We start from the raw sequence: 18322 nt of genomic DNA, 5'->3' as shown, positions 1-18322 counted from the left end.
CGGGCATCAGAGGATGCCCGGTCTTTTTTCGTTAGTCTTTCGTCACGGTCTGAATGTAGTTCGCGTCGGCGACCATGTTGAAACCGTGCACGTTGGCACCGGTCACAGCCGTTTCGATCTGCTGGTAAAGGATCGCGAACGGGCTCGTTTCCTGAAACTTCTTCTGAAGATCATGATACATCGCTTCACGCTTGGCAGTATCGCGCTCTTCGGCGGCAGCCATGGTTTCAGCAGTCAGGTCTGGAATATCCCAATGCGCCTGCCAGGCATTGGTGCGCATGGATACATCCTCGCCATTGTTAGGATTGTTGGTGAAGGTCACCGCATTGGTGTGCGGATCCCAATAATCCGGCCCCCAGATGCCGAGAGCCAGCTGATGCTTGCGCGCACGCACCTTGGTCGTCGTCAGCTTGCCGTCGCCTTGCAGGATTTCCACGTCGATACCGGCATTGCGCATGGTCTGCTGGATGTTTTCGGCAATGCCGACGCCTGGCTGCGTATTGCGGACATCGAGCGTCACCTTGAAGCCGTCTTTCAAACCGGCTTTAGTAAGCAGTTCCTTGGCCTTGTCCACGTCGTAAGTGAAAGGCTTGTCATCCACCGCGCCAAACATGCCAAGCGGCAGGAAGGACTGATGGGTGCGACCGATACCCTTGATCAGCTGGGATTCAATGGTGTTGTAATCAATGAGATATTTGATTGCCTGGCGCACTTCCGGCTTTGCAAGTTCAGGGACATTCTGGTTTGCAACCAGATAATAGACGCGTCCCTTGGGGGCGGCGAGAACGTGATACTTGTCGTCCTTGCTCAGCGTTTCAAGGTCACCCGGTTCCAGATTGCGCGCAATGTCGATATCGCCCGCCTGCAAAAGCAGACGCTGCGAGCTGCCTTCCTTCACATGACGATAGATGACGCGCTTCATCGCAGGCTTGGCATCGGCATAATTCTCATTGCGTTCGAGAAGCAGCACTTCATTGGCGCGCCATTGTTTCAATGCGAACGGACCAGAACCGGCATAATTGCCCTTCAGCCATTCATAGCCAAAGTCGGTTTCATAAGGGTGAGCGTCAGTCTTTTCAGTCTTCTGCTCGTGTTCCTTGACCAGTTTGCTGTCCACGATGGATGCAACGCTGGAGGTGAGGCAGTTCAGAACGAAGCTTGGCGCAAACGCCTTTCCGGTGGTGAAAACCAGCGTTTCGTCATCGGTCGCCACGATATTCTGATCGGCATTATCGCGCGTCAGGCCAAACTGGCTCAAGATGAACGCCGGGCTCATGTCCATTTTGATCGCGCGTTGCAGCGAATAGGCAGCGTCCTGTGCCGTCAACGGATTGCCGGAGGCGAATTTCAGGCCTTTGCGAATCTTGAAGGTGATCGAGCGCCCATCCTCCGAGAACGTCCAGCTTTCGGCGATCTGCGGGATGATCTTGGTCGGGTCTTTAGTATCGGTCGTCACCAGACGCTCATAAGTGCTGGTGAGCACTTCCGAGGTGGTGATTTCGAAGATTTCCGCAGGATCGAGCGAGATGACGTCATCAATTCCCATGGCGATGACCAGCGTATCGGCTGGCGTGGCCGCCTGCACAGCCTTTGGTGCCGCTGAAAGCAGCAGGCCAAAAGCCAGTGCGGCGGGAATTGTGCTGCGCAACAGGCGTCGCACAAAGCCAGACTGGAGGCTCGTTCTGGAGGCTGTATCGCGCGGGCGACGATGATTGAAGGACAGGATTCCGGTGGTCATGCAACTTCCCCTTCGGTCACGACGAATGTTTGGGCCGGACCATGCATAGAAAATGCGCCTCATTTTTTGAGCAAGCGGCGGTTCACGACTCGCTTTGGCGCGTCGCCATTAGATTCCTATTTTGGGAAGGTTCACAATATAGAGTGCGTTGATAAGGCAATATTGTGCCCGCAAAAAGAAAAGGCCAGAGAAAATCTCCGGCCCTGTCTCGTATTTTTAAATTCGGGATCAGCCGAATACCTTGAAGCGCTCGCCGTCATCCATGAAGGTCTTTTCGCCGAAAGGCTGTTCATTGGAACCAAACGGCATCTGGGCGCGCAGCTTCCACGACGACGGAATATCCCAGGTCTTGGCGACTTCCGCGTCGATCAGCGGGTTGTAGTGCTGAAGGCTGGCGCCAATACCGGCGTCGGAGAGGGCAGTCCAGACCGAATGCTGCGCCATGCCGCCCGACTGTTCCGACCAGACCGGGAAGTTGTCGGCATAAAGTGCGAACTGCTCCTGCAGGCCCTTCACGACGTTCTGGTCTTCGAAGAAGAGAACCGTGCCAGCACCGGCTGCGAAGCTGTTGAGCTTGCCTTCCGTCTGCGCAAAGGCATCGGCAGGAACGATCTTGCGCAGTTCTTCCTTGGCAATGTTCCACAGCTTGTCGCTTTCAGCGCCAAACAGGATGACTGCACGCGAGCTCTGCGAGTTGAACGATGAAGGCGTGTGCTTGACGGCTTCGCGGATCAGTTCCGCAACCTGCTCCTTTGCGAGCGGGAGGTTCTTGCCAAGAGCATACTGGGTGCGACGCTTCTTGATGGATGCGAGATGGCTGTTGTTCATTCGTTCTAATCCTGATGTTGCAGTAGATTGCGAACTTCCCGACACATCTATCGATGCAGAATGTCCAGAAGTTACATTCATGACGTGCCCCAAGATATTGGGGTCAAACCGTTCAACGCCAGCCCGCTTTTCAGAGACACACTGTCAACAAATTGGGATAGTGAAGCCGCCATTGTTTCCATATTGATCAGCGATAACGGGGCGGAGCCTGTGCGTTGTGGGGAAATTCCCAGCCAAACCGGGGTTTACATCTTGGGCACGATGTTGGAATCTTATTAAATTGGTGGGATTATGGGAAGGACGACGGAACCTGTTCAGAGGGTGAAACCGTCGCGAAATGGGATAGGTCACGATAGTTTGAAGTCTTTTGTCATTATCGGTGGCGGCGCGAGCGGCGTCATTCTTGCGGCGCAAGTGCTGGAGCGCTCGCGTGATGCGATGGTTCGCATTTTTGAGCGATCCGGCCAGATCGGCAGGGGAATCGCCTATTCGACGGAAAATCCCGGCCACCTTCTCAATGTTCGCGCCAGCAATATGAGCGCTTTTCCCGGCAATCCCGATCATTTCCTGAACTGGCTTCACACGCGGCAAACGACGGCAGGCGCTAAAATCGCCAATGAATGGCAACCGCAGTCATTCGCACCTCGCAGGCTTTATCGCGATTACCTGAACGATCTTGTCGAACAATACCGTGCAGGCGACGCACCCAGACTGGTTGTCGATCAGCGCGAGATTGTCGATGTCGTACTCGACGGCGGCAAGCCTGCCGTGGTCACTGAAAAAGGCGAGATTGTTTCCGCAGATGCGGTGATTGTCGCGACGGGCAACGAAATGGCGATTGCCGTTTCTGGCGCGAATGTTGCCGAATACTGGTCCAGTAGCGGCTATTTCGACATTCCGGCTGATGCGCCGGTGGCGATTTTCGGGACTGGACTGTCGATGGTCGATAGCGTGCTATCGCTGCTTGATCGTGGGCATCAGGGAACCATTCATGCGATCTCCCGGCGCGGACTGGTGCCTGCGCGCCATGCGGCGGTGGAGCCGTTTGACGTTGATACCGATTCGTTATTCGTCGCGTCCGGTATTGTCGGTCTGTTGCGTCGCGTTCGCGCTTTGATGCAGGAGGCCGACACTGCGGGTTCGAACTGGCGCGCTGTCATGGATGCGCTGCGACCGCACACGCAGCATATCTGGACGCGGTTGCCGCTGGCGCAACGTGAAAGTTTTCTGCGTCATCTGCGGCCCTGGTGGGACACGCACCGTCATCGTATGGCGCCCGCTGTCGCTGATCGGATCGACGCAGCGCGCGCCTCGGGGCAGCTTGAAATTGCAGCAGGTCGGCTTCTTTCCGTGCAGGAAAACGAAACGGATATGACGATCCGCTATCGCGAGCGTCATACGGGTTCGTTCCAGCGGCTGAAAATCGCGACGATCATCGATTGCCGTGGCGGAAACCCAAGGTTTTCAACGACACGCAATCTCGCCTTGCTTGGCCTTATGGAGCATGGGCTGGCAAAGCCCGATGCGCTTGATCTCGGTCTGGATGTCACCAAGGATTTCCAGCTGATCAATGCGCGCGGTGAACCGTCGGGCTCGTTCTTTGCTATCGGTCCGGTGACGAAGGGCGTCTTCTGGGAATCGACAGCCGTTCCGGATATTCGCGTTCAGGCGGCCAGGCTGGTCGAGACCTTGTTTGAAGGGGAAGCCTGAAACGAATCTTTCGACCAGCGATGCCGTGCTGCTGATCGTTCACCGACAAGATTTTCGTGGCAAGTTGCCCTTAAAGGCAAGGTTGCAGGGGCTGATATGCGGCGAAAGAAAGAGATTCGCGTGGAATTGGCGGCCAAAAAGTCAGAAAATTGCGATAAGCCTCTGATTTGTCCCATATAAACTATCGAAAGCTATTGCCAATATATTGGCTGGCCGGTCATAATAACGACATCGGAATATATGATTCCTCACAACATCTGATCGGGGCATTTCAGTTGCTGCTCGCCTGAGCCGCGCATGCGCCGGATCAGTTGTAAAGCGTTTCCTGCAAAAGTGCCTGACGGTTTTGCGCCCGGAAATTACGACAAAGTGGAGCGCATCTCCAAAAGTGTGAACAGCTTTCGGACCAGATGTGTGTGATTATAGACAGTAAGAGCGGATTGGAGGCCTTGGGCGCATGACGATGGACGGCAGAATGCTTTTCCTGCTTGTCCTTCTTCCTTTTATTGGCAGCGTCATCACGGGTCTTTTCAGGGGCGCGGACCGAAGCGGTTCCGCCTGGTTCACGGCAGCCATCGCTCTCGTCGCCTTCATTGTCACAGCCAGTCTTTATCCCATCGTCTCGGACGGGAAAGTTTTGCGCGGCACAGTCGATTGGCTGCCCGCCTACGGTCTCAATGTGACATTGCGCATGGACGGTTTCGCTTGGCTGTTTGCCATGCTGATCACCGGCATCGGCCTTCTGGTCGTGATTTATGCGCGCTATTACATGTCACCTGACGATCCGGTACCGCGTTTCTTCTCGTTCCTGCTCTCCTTCATGGGATCCATGCTGGGCGTCGTTCTGTCCGGCAATATCATCGTGCTTGCGGTTTTTTGGGAACTGACGAGTATCTTCTCGTTCCTGCTCATCGGCTACTGGTATCATAATGCCAGTGCGCGCGATGGCGCGCGTATGGCGCTGACGGTCACCGGCATTGGCGGCTTCTGTCTGCTGGCGGGCATGCTGCTGCTCGGTCATATCGTCGGCAGTTATGATCTCGATGTCGTGCTGGCAGCGGGCAACGAGGTTCGCACCCATCCGCTATATACCGTCGCGCTCATCTTGATCTTGCTTGCGGCTTTCACCAAAAGCGCGCAGTTTCCGTTCCATTTCTGGCTGCCGAACGCCATGGCTGCGCCAACGCCCGTTTCGGCCTATCTCCATTCGGCGACCATGGTGAAGGCAGGCGTGTTCCTGCTGGCCCGCCTGTGGCCGGTGCTCGCCGGAACCGAGGAATGGTTCTGGATATTGGGTTCTGCGGGCCTGATCACGCTTTTGCTTGCTAGCTTCTTTGCTGTGTTCCAGCAGGACCTCAAAGGGCTGCTCGCCTATTCTACGATCAGCAATCTGGGTCTGATTACGGCGCTGTTGAGCCTCGGTAGTCCGCTTGCTGCGGTGGCCGCGATCTTCCACATGGTCAACCATGCCATTTTCAAGGCGTCGCTCTTCATGGCGGCAGGCATCATCGACCATGAAACCGGAACGCGCGATATGCGTCGCCTGAGCGGATTGTTCCGATTAATGCCCTATACGGCGACACTCGCCATGGTGGCGAGCGCTGCTATGGCTGGCGTTCCGCTGCTGAACGGTTTCATTTCCAAGGAAATGTTCTTTGCCGAGGCGGTTGAAACGCATCTTGCGTCCTGGCTCGACACGATCACCCCTTACGTGGCGACGCTCGCCAGCATCTTCACAGTGGCCTATTCGATCCGCTTCATTTACTCGACCTTCTTCGGCCCGCCGCCGCATGATCTGCCGCGAGAGCCGCATGAACCGCCGCACTGGATGCGCCGCCCTATAGAACTTCTCGTTCTGCTCTGCCTTCTGATCGGCATCGTTCCTGGCCTGTCCATTGGTCCATTCTTGCATTCGGCGGTGCGCTCGGTGCTTGGCGATGCGACGCCGGAATATAGTCTCGCAGTCTGGCATGGTTTCAATCTGCCCCTGATGATGAGTATCGCCGCGATGATCGGTGGCGTACTTCTGCACTGGTGCTTGAAAAACTATCTGACAACCAGCGAGGATGGACCGCCGCTGTTCCGGCACCTGCAAGGTCAGCGCATTTTCGAGCGCGTACTGGTGACGTTGTCATGGAACTGGGCGCGTAAGGCTGAAAATTTCCTCAGCACGCGCCGCTTGCAGCCGCAATTGCGCATCATCGTGGCGGTGGCCGTTGTGGTTGCTGCATGGCCGCTGATTGAGGATGGTCTGCGCTCGGGTCTATTGGGGCCGCAGCCGGTTGATCCGATTTTCGCCGGCCTCTGGCTTCTTGGCTGTGCCTGCGCCGTGGGCGCTGCCTATCAGGCTAAATTCCATCGTCTCGCCGCCTTGATCCTGCTTGGCGGGGCGGGGCTCATGACCTGCATCACCTTTGTCTGGCTTTCCGCGCCCGATCTTGCCGTCACGCAGCTTCTGGTGGAAATCGTCACGACGGTTCTGCTTTTGCTCGGTCTGCGCTGGCTGCCGAAGCGTTGGGAAGATCCCGATCCGGTTCCGGTGAAGATCGGCCCACGTATCCGTCGCTATCGCGATCTTGTGCTGGCTGTTGCTAGTGGGGTCGGCGTTTCGATCATTGCCTATGCGATGATGACGCGCCCGTCGCCTAACAGCATCGGCGATTATTTCCTGCAAAACGCCTATTCGGGTGGCGGCGGCAAGAATGTCGTCAATGTCATTCTGGTCGATTTCCGCGCTTTCGATACATTCGGTGAGATCGCCGTCCTCGGCATTGTCGGCCTGACGGTCTTTGCGTTGCTGCGTCGTTTCCGTCCCGCGCCGGATTCTACCGGCTCGACCGCGCAGCAGAAGATTCAGGACGCCTATGACGAGGCCATGCCCGACCGCAAAGCGGGCGAGACGCTGAACGATTATCTGGCCGTGCCGTCGGTCATCATGCAATGGCTGTTTCCGGTCATCATCGTTTTGGCCGTGCATCTGTTCCTGCGTGGGCATGATCTGCCGGGCGGCGGTTTTGCGGCCGGTGTTGCGCTGGCGATTGCCTTCATCCTGCAATATCTGGCTGCTGGAACGCGCTGGGTTGAAGACCGGCTGCGCATTCTGCCTTTGCGCTGGATCGGTGTGGGTCTGCTCAGCGCTGCGGCAACCGGTTCGGGTGCATGGCTGTTCGGCTATCCGTTCCTGACCTCGTTCTTCCAGTATGTGGACATACCCCAGGTTGGAAAATTGCCGGTGGCAAGCGCGTTGCTGTTCGATTTCGGCGTTTTCGCGCTTGTTGTGGGCGCGACGGTTATTGTCTTGATCGCGCTGGCGCACCAATCGATCCGTAAACATCGCGTCGAGAAACTCGCCGCAGCGACTGCGAAGGAGGAGAACTGATGGAGCTGGTTCTTGCTCTCGCAATCGGGGTGCTGATGGCTTCCGGCGTCTGGCTGGTGCTGCGTCCGCGCACGTTTCAGGTGGCGATTGGCCTGTCGCTGATCTCCTATGCGGTCAATTTGTTCATCTTCTCGATGGGGCGGCTGCGTTCCAACGCTGCGCCGGTGCTGGACTCCGGAGTGGACGTACAGGCGGCCCAATATACCGATCCGGTGCCGCAGGCGCTTGTGCTGACGGCAATCGTTATCGGCTTCGCCATGACGGCGCTCTTCCTTGTCGTGTTGCTCGCCTCGCGCGGCCTGACACGCACCGACCATGTCGACGGCAAGGAGAACTGATGATGGATTGGAAATCACACCTCATCGTTGCTCCGATCCTTCTGCCGCTGGTAACGGCGGCTGTGCTGCTGTTGATCGACGAGCGCAGCCGCAAGCTGAAGATGGCGATCAACTCGCTCTCGACGCTCGGCCTGATCGGCATTGCCTGCATGCTGGTCGGCATGGCCAGCGAAAAAGCACCGGAAGCCATCGTCTATCTGATCGGCAATTGGCCCGCACCGTTCGGCATCGTGCTGGTGCTCGACAGGCTGGCGGCGTTGATGCTGTTGCTGGCAAGTCTGCTCGGAATGGCCGCGCTCAGCTTCGCGCTGGCGCATTGGCACAAGGCAAGCCCACATTTCCATACGATTTTCCAGCTTTTGCTGATGGGGCTGAACGGCGCGTTCCTCACCGGCGATCTGTTCAACCTGTTCGTTTTCTTCGAAGTTATGCTGGCCGCTTCCTACGGTCTGGCGCTGCATGGCTCAGGCCCGGCCCGCGTCAAGGCGGGGTTGCATTATATCGCGGTCAATCTGGTGGCGTCGTCGCTGTTCCTGATTGGCGTGAGCCTCATCTACGGTGTTACCGGAACGCTCAATATGGCGGACCTTGCGCAGCGGATCACGCAGGTTGCGCCCGAGGACCGTATGCTGCTGGAAGCCGGTGCGGCGGTGCTGGGCGTCGCTTTCCTGATCAAGGCTGGCATGTGGCCGCTTAATTTCTGGTTGGCGCCGACCTATACGGCAGCCGCAGCGCCGGTTGCCGCGATCTTCGCGATCATGAGCAAGGTCGGCATTTATGTGCTGCTGCGCCTGTCGCCGCTGATGTTCGGGCTGGATGCCGGCTCGTCTTACGGTTTCGGCAATGACTGGCTCTATTTCGGCGGCATGGTCACGCTGGCCTTCGGCCTGATCGGCGTGGTCGCGTCGCAGGCCATGGGCAGGCTCGCAAGCTACAGCATTCTTGTTTCGTCGGGCACTCTTCTGGCTGCCATCGGCAGTGGCAACACCGCCATGGCCGGGGCGGCGCTGTTTTACATGGTCAGTTCCACGCTGACGATTGCCGCATTCTTCCTGCTGATCGAACTGGTCGAACGCGGACAGGACGCCGCAGCCAACGTTCTTGCGGTGACGATGGAAGCCTATGGCGATGACGAGGAAGAAGAAGAGGAAGAAGAGGTCGGCGCGGTCTTGCCCGCGACCCTTGCCATCCTTGGCACGTTCTTCGCGATCTGCGCCATTTTGCTGATCGGCCTGCCGCCATTCTCGGGTTTCATCGCCAAGTTCCTCATCCTTGCTGCAGTCTTCAACGGTGACGGGGCGGCGCCGCAACTCGCCATGCCGGTCAGTCCGGCAAGCTGGGCGCTGATTGCGCTGATTCTCCTGTCCGGCCTTTCGGCGCTCATCGCCATGACGCGTACCGGCATCCGCACCTTCTGGGCCTCGCTCGAAGGCAATGTGCCACGTGTTCTGGTGCGAGAAGTCGTGCCGATTGCAGGACTTCTGGGGCTCTGCCTTGCGCTGACAATCGCAGCCGGTCCAGCCATGCGCTACATGGATGAAACGGCGCGTTCGCTACACAATCCGTCCGATTATATCAACAGTGTCCTGAAAGCACCCAAGGTCGAATATGAGCCGTCCAAGGCAACGGACGCGCAAGCGGCGGGGGTAGAATGAAAAAGATCCTGCCATATCCGCTGATGTTCGCGGCGCTTGTCCTGTTCTGGCTGCTGCTGAACGGTTTCACCCGCGCGCAGCTTATCCTTGGCGCGATTATCGCGCTGTTCGCCTGCCAGATCATGACGGCGCTTCAGCCGCAGAAAAACCATCTGCGCTCTATCCCGACGATGTTCCGGCTTTTCGTCACGTTCAGCCTCGATATTCTGCAATCGAATATTACCGTCACGCGCATTATCCTGTCCAACCGCAAGCGGCGTCCCGGCTTCGTGGTTATCCCACTGGAGCTGGAAAACCGTACAGCGCTGGCGGTTCTCGCCTGCGTGGTAACAGCCACCCCCGGCACAGCGTGGGTGGATCATCATAGCGCGCGCCGCGAACTGACCATTCACGTGCTCGACCTTGAGGAAGCGCAGGTTTGGCGTGATCTGATCAAGCAAAAATACGAAAAGCCGCTGATCGCGATTTTCGGCGCAGCAGACATCGTCGAGAAGGAGAAATCCGCATGAGCGCCGTTATCATCTTCTGGGCTCTGCTCGCTGCACAATTGATGTTGATCGGCGCTATTGGCTGCGCGGTCTACCGTCTGCTTATCGGACCCCGCGCGCAGGACCGCGTGCTTGCCACCGATGCGCTTTATCTCAATGCACTGCTGCTGCTGATTACTTTCGGCATTCGCACCGGCAGTGTTCTTTATTTCGAAGCAGCACTGATTATCGCGTTGCTCGGCTTCGTCGCCACTGTCGCGCTCGCCAAATTCCTGATGCGCGGGGAGGTGATCGAATGATCCATGCAGCCGAAATCCCGCTCTGGGCCGCCATCCTCATTTCGTTTTTTCTCGTCGCCGGTGCTTTCCTGACGCTTGTCGGATGCATTGGCCTTGTGCGTTTCAAGACCTTTTATGAACGCATCCACGCGCCGACCATCGGCTCGTCTTTTGGGGCTGGGGGAATCTTGATTGCTTCAATCATATTTTTCTCCATCTTGCAATCGAAGCCGATTCTGCATGAAGTGTTGATTACCGTCTTTGTGGTCATCACAACGCCGGTGACGCTCATGCTGCTCAGCCGCGCCGTGATCCATCGCGACACGACGCAGGACAGCAAGGAGCTGCCTTCATCTTCCGACCCCGATTGAGGCCGGCAGACATCATGCTTGAGGGTGCGGAAAGGGCGTTTTCGGCTTTTCCGCAGTGCAGAACGGGGAAATTCAGCGGCTTCTTTCCAGAAGGGCCGCCATCGTTTTTCGGACGGACGGATTGAGCTTTTTCGGGTTCGCTTAAAGACTCATATCCTCTTGTTCGGTCACGATATTCGCTCTTTCCCGAATCTGAAGCATATTGCCTGCGGCCTGTTGGGTTCGGAAGGAGCGGCTGGTGGCATTTGGAGGAGTGCTTACTGGCTGCGGCCAATTGTCCGGATGCGGCGCATCGATGGTCAGACGGATTGAAGGTTTTCATCATTTAGATTATCTGGATTTCAGTAATTTCTGAAAATTCAGAAAGTACGGGAGAGAGAATTTTGGAATTGTCGCCAATCGTTCAGTCGTTCGTGCTCCACTTTGGAGAGATGGGCAGCCGTTGGGGCATCAATCGCACGGTGGGGCAGATTTACGCGCTGCTCTACCTGTCGCCCCAGCCGATGTGCGCCGACGAGATCGTCGACGCACTCGGCGTGTCACGCTCGAATGTCTCCATGGGCATACGCGAACTGCAAGGCTGGAATCTTGTGCTGCTGAAGCACATTCCCGGCGACCGTCGCGATTTCTTCACGACGCCGGATGACGTCTGGCAGATTCTGCGTACGCTTGCCGAAGAGCGCAAGAAGCGCGAGATCGATCCGACACTGTCGGTTCTGCGCGAAGTGCTGATGGAAGCGCCGCAGGATGACAGCGACCGCTACGCTCAGGAGCGCATGAAAGACATGTACAGCCTGATCGAGCGGCTGACCAATTGGTACGACGACGTGAAGAAGCTCGATACCGACCGTCTTACAAGCCTTCTGGCGCTGGGCGCGAAGGTGACCCGCTTCCTCGAAACCACCGACAGGATTGTGGCTTTGGGGCGCGGACGAACATCGGCCAAGAAGGAGCCAAAGCGAGATTGACATCTGATGTCCCCCAAACGGAGCAACTGGCGGAAAATCTGACGCCAGACGACGGAAAGGCGCAAAGCGGCAAAGGCCGCCCACGGTCTTCCAAGCGTCGTTCTCAGCGCCGGACGGTTCCGGCCATGCTTCGGCGGGGGGCAAATCTTCAGGCACTGGCAGCGCTTTTGTGGCTGCCGCAGGCCGGGCTGATAGCCTATGCCAGCGGGCGGCTCGCCGATACCGGTTTCGACAATCGGATTTACTATGCGGCACTTGGCATATTCGTGCTGGGTTGCCTGCGCAGTCTGATTGACGGTGCTGGTGCGGCCAAGGCGTTTGACGCTGCCCGTGCTGAACTGACAGCCTTGCGCGAGCGCGCTTTTGCAGCGCTTTCCAGCCGGTCGCCGCTCGACACCGCCCGGCCATCGTCGGGTGAAGCTGCAAGTATTCTCGCCGAACAGGCGGAAATGGTCGTGCCTTATCTGTCGCGTTTTGTGCCGGTGCGCATTCGGGTCATGCTGGTGCCGCTGGCGATCCTGCTGGCCGTCTTCTGGTTTTCGTGGGCGGCGGCGCTTGTTCTCCTGATTGCAGCACCGCTGATTCCGATCTTCATGGCGCTCATTGGCTGGCGGGCAAAAGCTGCCAGCGAAAAGCAGCTGGTGGCGCTTGGCGGCATGAATGGTTTTCTGCTGGACCGGCTGCGCGGTCTGACGACCATCCGCAGTTTTCATGCCGTGGATGCGACAGCCACGCGGCTGCGTGATAATGCCGAGACCCTGCGTACAAAGACAATGAAGGTTCTCCGGATTGCTTTCCTGTCGTCCGCAGTGCTGGAGCTTTTTGCAGCGCTTGGCGTTGCCATGGTCGCCGTCTATATCGGGTTTCACCTACTTGGCACCTTGCAGTTCGGCGCATGGGGACAGAAGCTGACGCTGGGCGAAGGCCTGTTCATCCTGTTGCTTTCTCCTGCTTTCTTCGAACCTTTGCGCGACCTTTCCGCCGTCTGGCACGACCGTGCGTCAGGTGAAGCTGCAATCGATGCATTGGAGAATCTGAGCCGTCATGCTATGCCGGTTGTTGGCGGCAGCGGTGTCGCGGCGAACGAACTGACGGAAACAGACCCGACCGTTCAACTACACGATGTCGGTTTTCAATATCCGGCAGGGCCTGCGGTTTTAACAGGCTTCAACCTGGCAATCGAAGCGGGCGAACACGTCGCTCTGCTTGCGCCAAGTGGTTACGGCAAGTCTACCATTCTGGCGTTGATTGCCGGACTGGCTGCGCCGGAGACCGGCGCGATAAGAATTGGCGGAATCGCCATGGCTCCTGAAAATGCAATGTCCCTGCGCCAACGCATGAGCTGGATCGGCCAAAAGCCGCATATATTCGCGGGCTCCGCGCGCCACAATATCACGCTCGGACGCGAAACCACTGTCAGCCCCACCGCCTCGATCATCGAAGATATGGCGCTGGCGCATGTTGTGGGCATCACCGGCAATGGTGTTATCGGCGAGAACGGTGCCGGGCTTTCTGGCGGCGAGGCGTTGCGGCTTGCACTGGCGCGCATCGCGGTCGATCCTAAGGCCGATATTATCCTTGCCGACGAGCCGACGGCCCATCTCGACCAAGAGACGGCCAAGCATATTGCGGACAGCCTGTTGCGATTGGCCAAGGGCAAGACCCTGATTGTCGCTACCCATGATGAGGGACTGGCGCGCAAAATGGACCGCATCATACGCTTGGCTGACAATCAAGATAGTGATCCGTTGTGGCAGAGGAGGGCAGCCGAATGAACGGTCTGCAAGCACTCCGCCCGATCCTGCGCCTGTTTTTCAGAACCAAAGGTTCCGCCCTTTATGCAGGCATTGCCGCGGCTACGGTCACGGTGTTGGCTGGCATCGCGCTGCTCGGTCTTTCCGGTTGGTTCATTACGGCAACCGCCATTGCGGGCCTCAGCCTTGCAACCGCCATCGTGTTCGACGTTTTCGCACCAGCTGCCGGTATAAGGTTTCTCGCGATCGTGCGCACAGGCGCGCGTTACCTCGAACGCCTTGTCACCCACGACGCCACACTCGCCATTCTGGCGGCGCTGCGCGAAACGCTGTTTCGCAGCTGGGCAAAACCGGCAGCGGCCAATGCGCTGTTGAAGCGCCCGGCACGGCTTCTGTTCCGCTTGACTGCGGATATCGATGCGCTGGATTCGCTTTATCTGCGTGTCGTCGTGCCGATTGGCGCCGCGCTCGCAACCGCGCTTGTGGCTGGCATAGCGCTTGCACTGTTGCACCCGCTGTTCGGACTTGCTGTTGCACTTCTCCTTCTTCTCGTCGGATTGAGCCTGCCGTTATTGGCTGCACGACGTTCGGAAAAGCCGATGCGCAGGCGCGCCAAGGGCACGGAAGCATTGCGCGCCCGCACGGTCGATCTTGTTGCGGGCCAGACGGAACTGCTGATGGCCGGGCGGATGCAGGGACAAAATGAAGCGCTTATCCGGGCTGACAGTTATGTGGCGGCGTCTGACCGCACACTGAACCGCGTCGAGATCAGAACCGGCGCGGGGCTTGGGGTGGCCCATGCCGCACTTTTGGCTGGCGGCCTTATTGGCGCTGGCTGGCTGGTGCAGGCGGGGACAATCGGCGCTCCGGTTGCAGCTTTGGCGATGCTGGTTATTCTTGGCGCAATGGAGCCTTTCGCGGCGCTACGGCGCGGCGCGATGGAACTTGGCCGCACCATTCTGGCTGCCCGGCGCGTTGGCCCGCAATTGCGTGATGAGAAGGTGGTTGCCGGTCTACCTACGCCGCCGGATGGTTTGGCAATACAGCTTCAAAACCTGTCTGTTCGCCATGACGATGCAGCCGTCGATGCCCTGAAATCCATCAATCTTACCGTCGAAGAGGGCGAGCGCGTCGCCATCGTTGGCACCAGCGGTGCAGGGAAATCGACGCTGTTCAACGTGCTCGCAGGTGAAATCGCGGTGAAGGACGGCAGCGCTAGAGTGCTGGCCAGTTGTTTGCTGACCCAGCGCACAGAGCTTTTTCAGGATAGCCTTCGCGATAATCTGCGGCTCGCCAAACCGGACGCCGATGATGCGGCGCTGATGCAGGCTTTGCAGACCGCTGGTCTCGGAGAATTCGTCGAAACCCTGCCGAGCGGTCTCGACACGATGCTGGGCGAGGGCGGTCTGGGATTATCCGGCGGGCAGGCGCGGCGTCTTGCTCTGGCGCGCCTGTTATTAAGCGAATCGTCCTTATGGCTTCTCGACGAACCGACCGAGGGGCTCGACGGGGCGACGGCCGAAGATGTGCTGGCGCGGTTGCGGGCGCAGTCGGGCGGACAAACCTTGCTTGTCGCCACACATATCCAGCGCGAAGCGCGGATTTGCGACCGGATCATTGTTTTGAATCAAGGCGCTCTAGTTGAGTCTGTGCGCATGAGTGACCAGCGTTTCGGTGAGATACTCAATACCATGAGGTAAGCCGGGCGGGCGAAGGTCCATCTATCAGGGGCTTTGCCAACACATGAGAATGGAAACGGCGGGCGGTCTTTATCCGATCTTCGTTTCAAACGGGCAATGTCATGACCACGCCCGTTACGCGAAAGCGCGTCGCGTCTGCCAATTAATGCGACGTGCAAAATGAACTCGTTTTGGTCGCATTCTGCGATGCCGGGGATTTTTCCGGCCGCAAATGCTCTAGGAGGGCCGGGGATTACCGGCTGAAAAAGATGGAACTCGATATTGTCTCCCTGTCGCGATTGCAGTTTGCAATCACGGCACTTTATCACTTCCTCTTCGTACCTCTGACGTTGGGTCTTTCCGTGCTGCTGGCCATCATGGAAACCGTTTATGTGATGACGGGGCGACTCATCTGGCGACAGATGACGAAATTCTGGGGTACTCTGTTTGGCATCAACTTCGCGATCGGTGTCGCGACGGGCATTGTGATGGAATTCCAGTTCGGCATGAACTGGAGCTATTACAGCCATTATGTGGGCGATATTTTCGGCGCCCCGCTGGCCATTGAAGGCCTGATGGCCTTCTTCCTCGAAGCGACCTTTGTGGGTCTGTTCTTCTTTGGTTGGGACCGTCTTTCCAAGGTGGGCCATCTGATCGCGACCTATGCCGTCGCGGCGGGATCGAATTTCTCCGCCTTGTGGATTCTCATCGCCAATGGCTGGATGCAGAACCCGGTCGGATCGGCCTTCAATCCCGAAACCATGCGCATGGAAATCACCGATTTCTTCGCGGTTCTGATGAACCCGGTGGCGCAGGCCAAATTCGTACATACGGTTTCAGCCGGTTATGCGACTGCATCGGTGTTCGTTCTGGGGGTTTCCGCCTGGTATCTCCTGAAAGGACGCTCGGTTGAGCTCGCCAAGCGTTCGATGACGGTTGCCGCATCGTTCGGTCTGGCCGCTTCGCTTTCCGTCGTCGTTCTGGGCGATGAAAGCGGTTATCTGGCCAACGAACACCAGAAGATGAAGATCGCCGCCATCGAAGCTATGTGGGAAACGGAACCGGCACCCGCGCCGTTTACCGCTTTCGGCATCCCGGACCAGCAGGCGCGCGAAACCCATTTCGCAGTGCAAATTCCGTGGGTCATGGGGTTGATCGGCACGCGTTCGCTAACTACGCCGATCCAGGGCATCAACGAACTGGTTCAGAATGCGGAGAACCATATCCGCAACGGTATCGTCGCCTATGATGCGTTGCAGAAAATCCGTGCCGCTGGCGACACCAGTGCGGTGCCACAGGATGTGAAGGACGTTTTCGCCGACAACAGCCAATGGCTGGGCTATGCGCTTCTTCTGAAGCGTTATGTGGACGATCCGCGCACGGCTACCGACGAACAGATCACCAAGGCCGCAAACGACACGGTTCCGGGTGTTCTGCCGCTGTTCTGGGCATTCCGCATCATGGTTGCCATCGGTTTCGCCTTGATCTTGCTGACTGGCACGTTCTTTGTGCTGTCGGCGCGGCGCAAGCTTGATCAGCATCGCTTCCTTTTGAAAGTGGCGGTCTTTGCAATTCCGCTGCCGTGGATCGCTGCCGAAATGGGCTGGATCGTCGCCGAATTCGGACGTCAGCCATGGATTATCGAAGGCATTCTGCCGACAGCAGTTGCCGTCTCCAATCTCGGCGCGTCGACGGTTCTGCTCACCATCATCGGCTTTGTCGCGATCTACACAGTCCTGTTCATCATCGAAATGGGCCTGATGATCCGCGCTATCAAAGCCGGGCCGGAACCCGACAGCAAACCTGAAGCCATGCTTGCACCTGCCAGCATTGCGCCAGCGGAGTAAGGACCATGATACTCAGCGAATTGTTGGACTATGAAACCCTTCGCATCATCTGGTGGGTACTGCTCGGCGTGCTGCTGATCGGCTTTGCCGCGATGGACGGGTTTGATTTGGGCGTGGATATTCTGATGCCGCTCGTCGGCAAAACGGATGTCGAGCGTCGCGTCATCATCAACACGATCGGCCCAGTCTGGGAAGGCAATCAGGTCTGGCTGATCCTCGGCGGCGGCGCAATCTTCGCCGCCTGGCCACCGCTCTATGCGGTGTCCTTCTCGGGCTTCTATCTGGCGATGTTCGTTATCCTGTTTGCCCTCATCCTGCGCCCGGTTGGTTTCAAATACCGCTCGAAGCGTGAGGGCAAGGCATGGCGTCGCGGCTGGGACATTGCCCTGTTCATCGGCGGGTTTGTACCGGCTCTGATCTTCGGCGTCGCAGTCGGCAATGTGTTGCAGGGCGTACCGTTCCGTCTCAACGATGATCTCCAGATATTCTATGAGGGTTCGTTCTTCGGTCTGCTCAACCCGTTTGCACTTGTGTGCGGCGTGTTGTCGGTCACCATGCTGTCGATGCATGGCGCCTCGTGGCTGGTCCTCAAAACTACCGGAGAAATTCAGCAACGAGCGCGGCGTTATGGCAGCATCGCCGCACTTCTCACGCTCGTTCTTTATGCTCTGGCCGGTGTTGCCAGCTGGTTCTGGGTGTCGGGCTACCGGATCACAAGCGCCGTCGTTACCGATGGACCTTCCAATCCGCTGCGCAAGACGGTGGAGCTGGATCACAGCGCATGGTTTGCCAACTATGCGAATTATCCGATCCTGCTGATTGCTCCGGCGCTTGGCATTCTGGGCGCGATTGCGGTGTTTCTGACACTGCGTGGCGGACGTGAAGTTGCTCCGCTTCTGCTGGGCAAGCTCACGATCTTCGGCATCATCTCGTCGGTCGGTGTGTCTATGTTCCCGTTCATTCTGCCGTCTTCGCTCGATCCCCGGGCAAGCCTGACGGTTTGGGATTCGTCTTCCAGCCACATGACCTTGTTCATTATGCTGGTCGTAACGCTCATCTTCCTGCCGATCATCGTTGCCTACACGTCCTGGGTTTACCGGGTGCTGTGGGGCAAGGTGGACAAGGATATGATCGAAGACGAGAGCAACCACGCTTATTGATCGGGCAGCGGGGGGGGTTTGCGCCCCCGCCCTTTAAAAAAAAAAAACAAATCAAAAATTTGTATTTTTAAAAGGTTATTTGCTTTTCCCGCCCCGCAACCTTACCTCTGCTCAAATAAAATTTGTATT

At 57.7% G+C, this 18322-nt stretch carries 14 protein-coding genes; 12 read left to right on the top strand and 2 right to left on the bottom strand.

Annotated features, from left to right (window positions below; all coding sequences use genetic code 11):
- Positions 1-31: 31 nt before the first annotated feature.
- Entirely contained in the window at positions 32-1738 is a 1707-nt protein-coding gene (locus ABWW11_RS19000) for an ABC transporter substrate-binding protein (RefSeq protein ID WP_235858990.1), read from the bottom strand.
- 228 nt (positions 1739-1966) lie between these two features.
- Entirely contained in the window at positions 1967-2566 is a 600-nt protein-coding gene (locus ABWW11_RS18995) for a nitroreductase family protein (RefSeq protein ID WP_109367424.1), read from the bottom strand.
- Between the two features lie 357 nt (positions 2567-2923).
- Here ABWW11_RS18995 and ABWW11_RS18990 point away from each other — a divergent pair, with 357 nt between their 5' ends.
- The 12 genes from ABWW11_RS18990 (at position 2924) to cydB (ending at position 18193) form a co-directional block, all read left to right on the top strand.
- Positions 2924-4276, top strand: coding sequence for an FAD/NAD(P)-binding protein (locus ABWW11_RS18990; protein ID WP_319080405.1), 1353 nt, complete (start codon positions 2924-2926; stop codon positions 4274-4276).
- Positions 4277-4733: 457 nt separating this feature from the next.
- Positions 4734-7655, top strand: coding sequence for a monovalent cation/H+ antiporter subunit A (locus tag ABWW11_RS18985; protein WP_319080406.1), 2922 nt, complete (start codon positions 4734-4736; stop codon positions 7653-7655).
- Positions 7655-7993, top strand: a complete 339-nt coding sequence (locus ABWW11_RS18980) for a Na+/H+ antiporter subunit C (protein ID WP_121538830.1) — start codon at positions 7655-7657, stop codon at positions 7991-7993. Before ABWW11_RS18985 ends, ABWW11_RS18980 begins: the two co-directional genes overlap by 1 nt.
- A gap of 2 nt (positions 7994-7995) precedes the next feature.
- On the top strand, positions 7996-9648 hold the full coding sequence (locus ABWW11_RS18975) for a monovalent cation/H+ antiporter subunit D (RefSeq protein WP_109367420.1): 1653 nt from the start codon (positions 7996-7998) through the stop codon (positions 9646-9648).
- Positions 9645-10157 (top strand): Na+/H+ antiporter subunit E, encoded by a 513-nt coding sequence (locus ABWW11_RS18970; RefSeq protein WP_109367419.1) that lies wholly within the window; start codon positions 9645-9647, stop codon positions 10155-10157. Before ABWW11_RS18975 ends, ABWW11_RS18970 begins: the two co-directional genes overlap by 4 nt.
- A complete protein-coding gene (locus ABWW11_RS18965) occupies positions 10154-10435 on the top strand; it encodes a K+/H+ antiporter subunit F (RefSeq protein ID WP_109367418.1) in 282 nt (93 codons plus the stop codon). Before ABWW11_RS18970 ends, ABWW11_RS18965 begins: the two co-directional genes overlap by 4 nt.
- Entirely contained in the window at positions 10432-10785 is a 354-nt protein-coding gene (gene mnhG / locus ABWW11_RS18960; RefSeq protein ID WP_078337010.1) for a monovalent cation/H(+) antiporter subunit G, read from the top strand. Before ABWW11_RS18965 ends, mnhG begins: the two co-directional genes overlap by 4 nt.
- Before the next feature lie 383 nt (positions 10786-11168).
- Entirely contained in the window at positions 11169-11753 is a 585-nt protein-coding gene (locus ABWW11_RS18955) for a GbsR/MarR family transcriptional regulator (RefSeq protein ID WP_171317289.1), read from the top strand.
- A complete protein-coding gene (cydD, locus tag ABWW11_RS18950) occupies positions 11750-13528 on the top strand; it encodes a thiol reductant ABC exporter subunit CydD (protein WP_121538832.1) in 1779 nt (592 codons plus the stop codon). Before ABWW11_RS18955 ends, cydD begins: the two co-directional genes overlap by 4 nt.
- Positions 13525-15207: a thiol reductant ABC exporter subunit CydC gene (cydC, locus tag ABWW11_RS18945; protein ID WP_319080407.1), complete on the top strand. Its 1683-nt coding sequence runs from the start codon at positions 13525-13527 to the stop codon at positions 15205-15207. Before cydD ends, cydC begins: the two co-directional genes overlap by 4 nt.
- A gap of 248 nt (positions 15208-15455) precedes the next feature.
- The gene (locus ABWW11_RS18940; RefSeq protein WP_109367414.1) at positions 15456-17033 is read left to right on the top strand and encodes a cytochrome ubiquinol oxidase subunit I; all 1578 of its coding nucleotides are present in this window, start codon (positions 15456-15458) and stop codon (positions 17031-17033) included.
- 5 nt (positions 17034-17038) lie between these two features.
- A complete protein-coding gene (gene cydB / locus ABWW11_RS18935) occupies positions 17039-18193 on the top strand; it encodes a cytochrome d ubiquinol oxidase subunit II (RefSeq protein WP_109367413.1) in 1155 nt (384 codons plus the stop codon).
- Positions 18194-18322: the final 129 nt, after the last annotated feature.

This window comes from Brucella sp. NBRC 113783 (assembly GCF_040372265.1).
Classification (GTDB): domain Bacteria; phylum Pseudomonadota; class Alphaproteobacteria; order Rhizobiales; family Rhizobiaceae; genus Brucella; species Brucella teleogrylli.
This window is presented reverse-complemented; position numbering and strand designations above follow the sequence as displayed.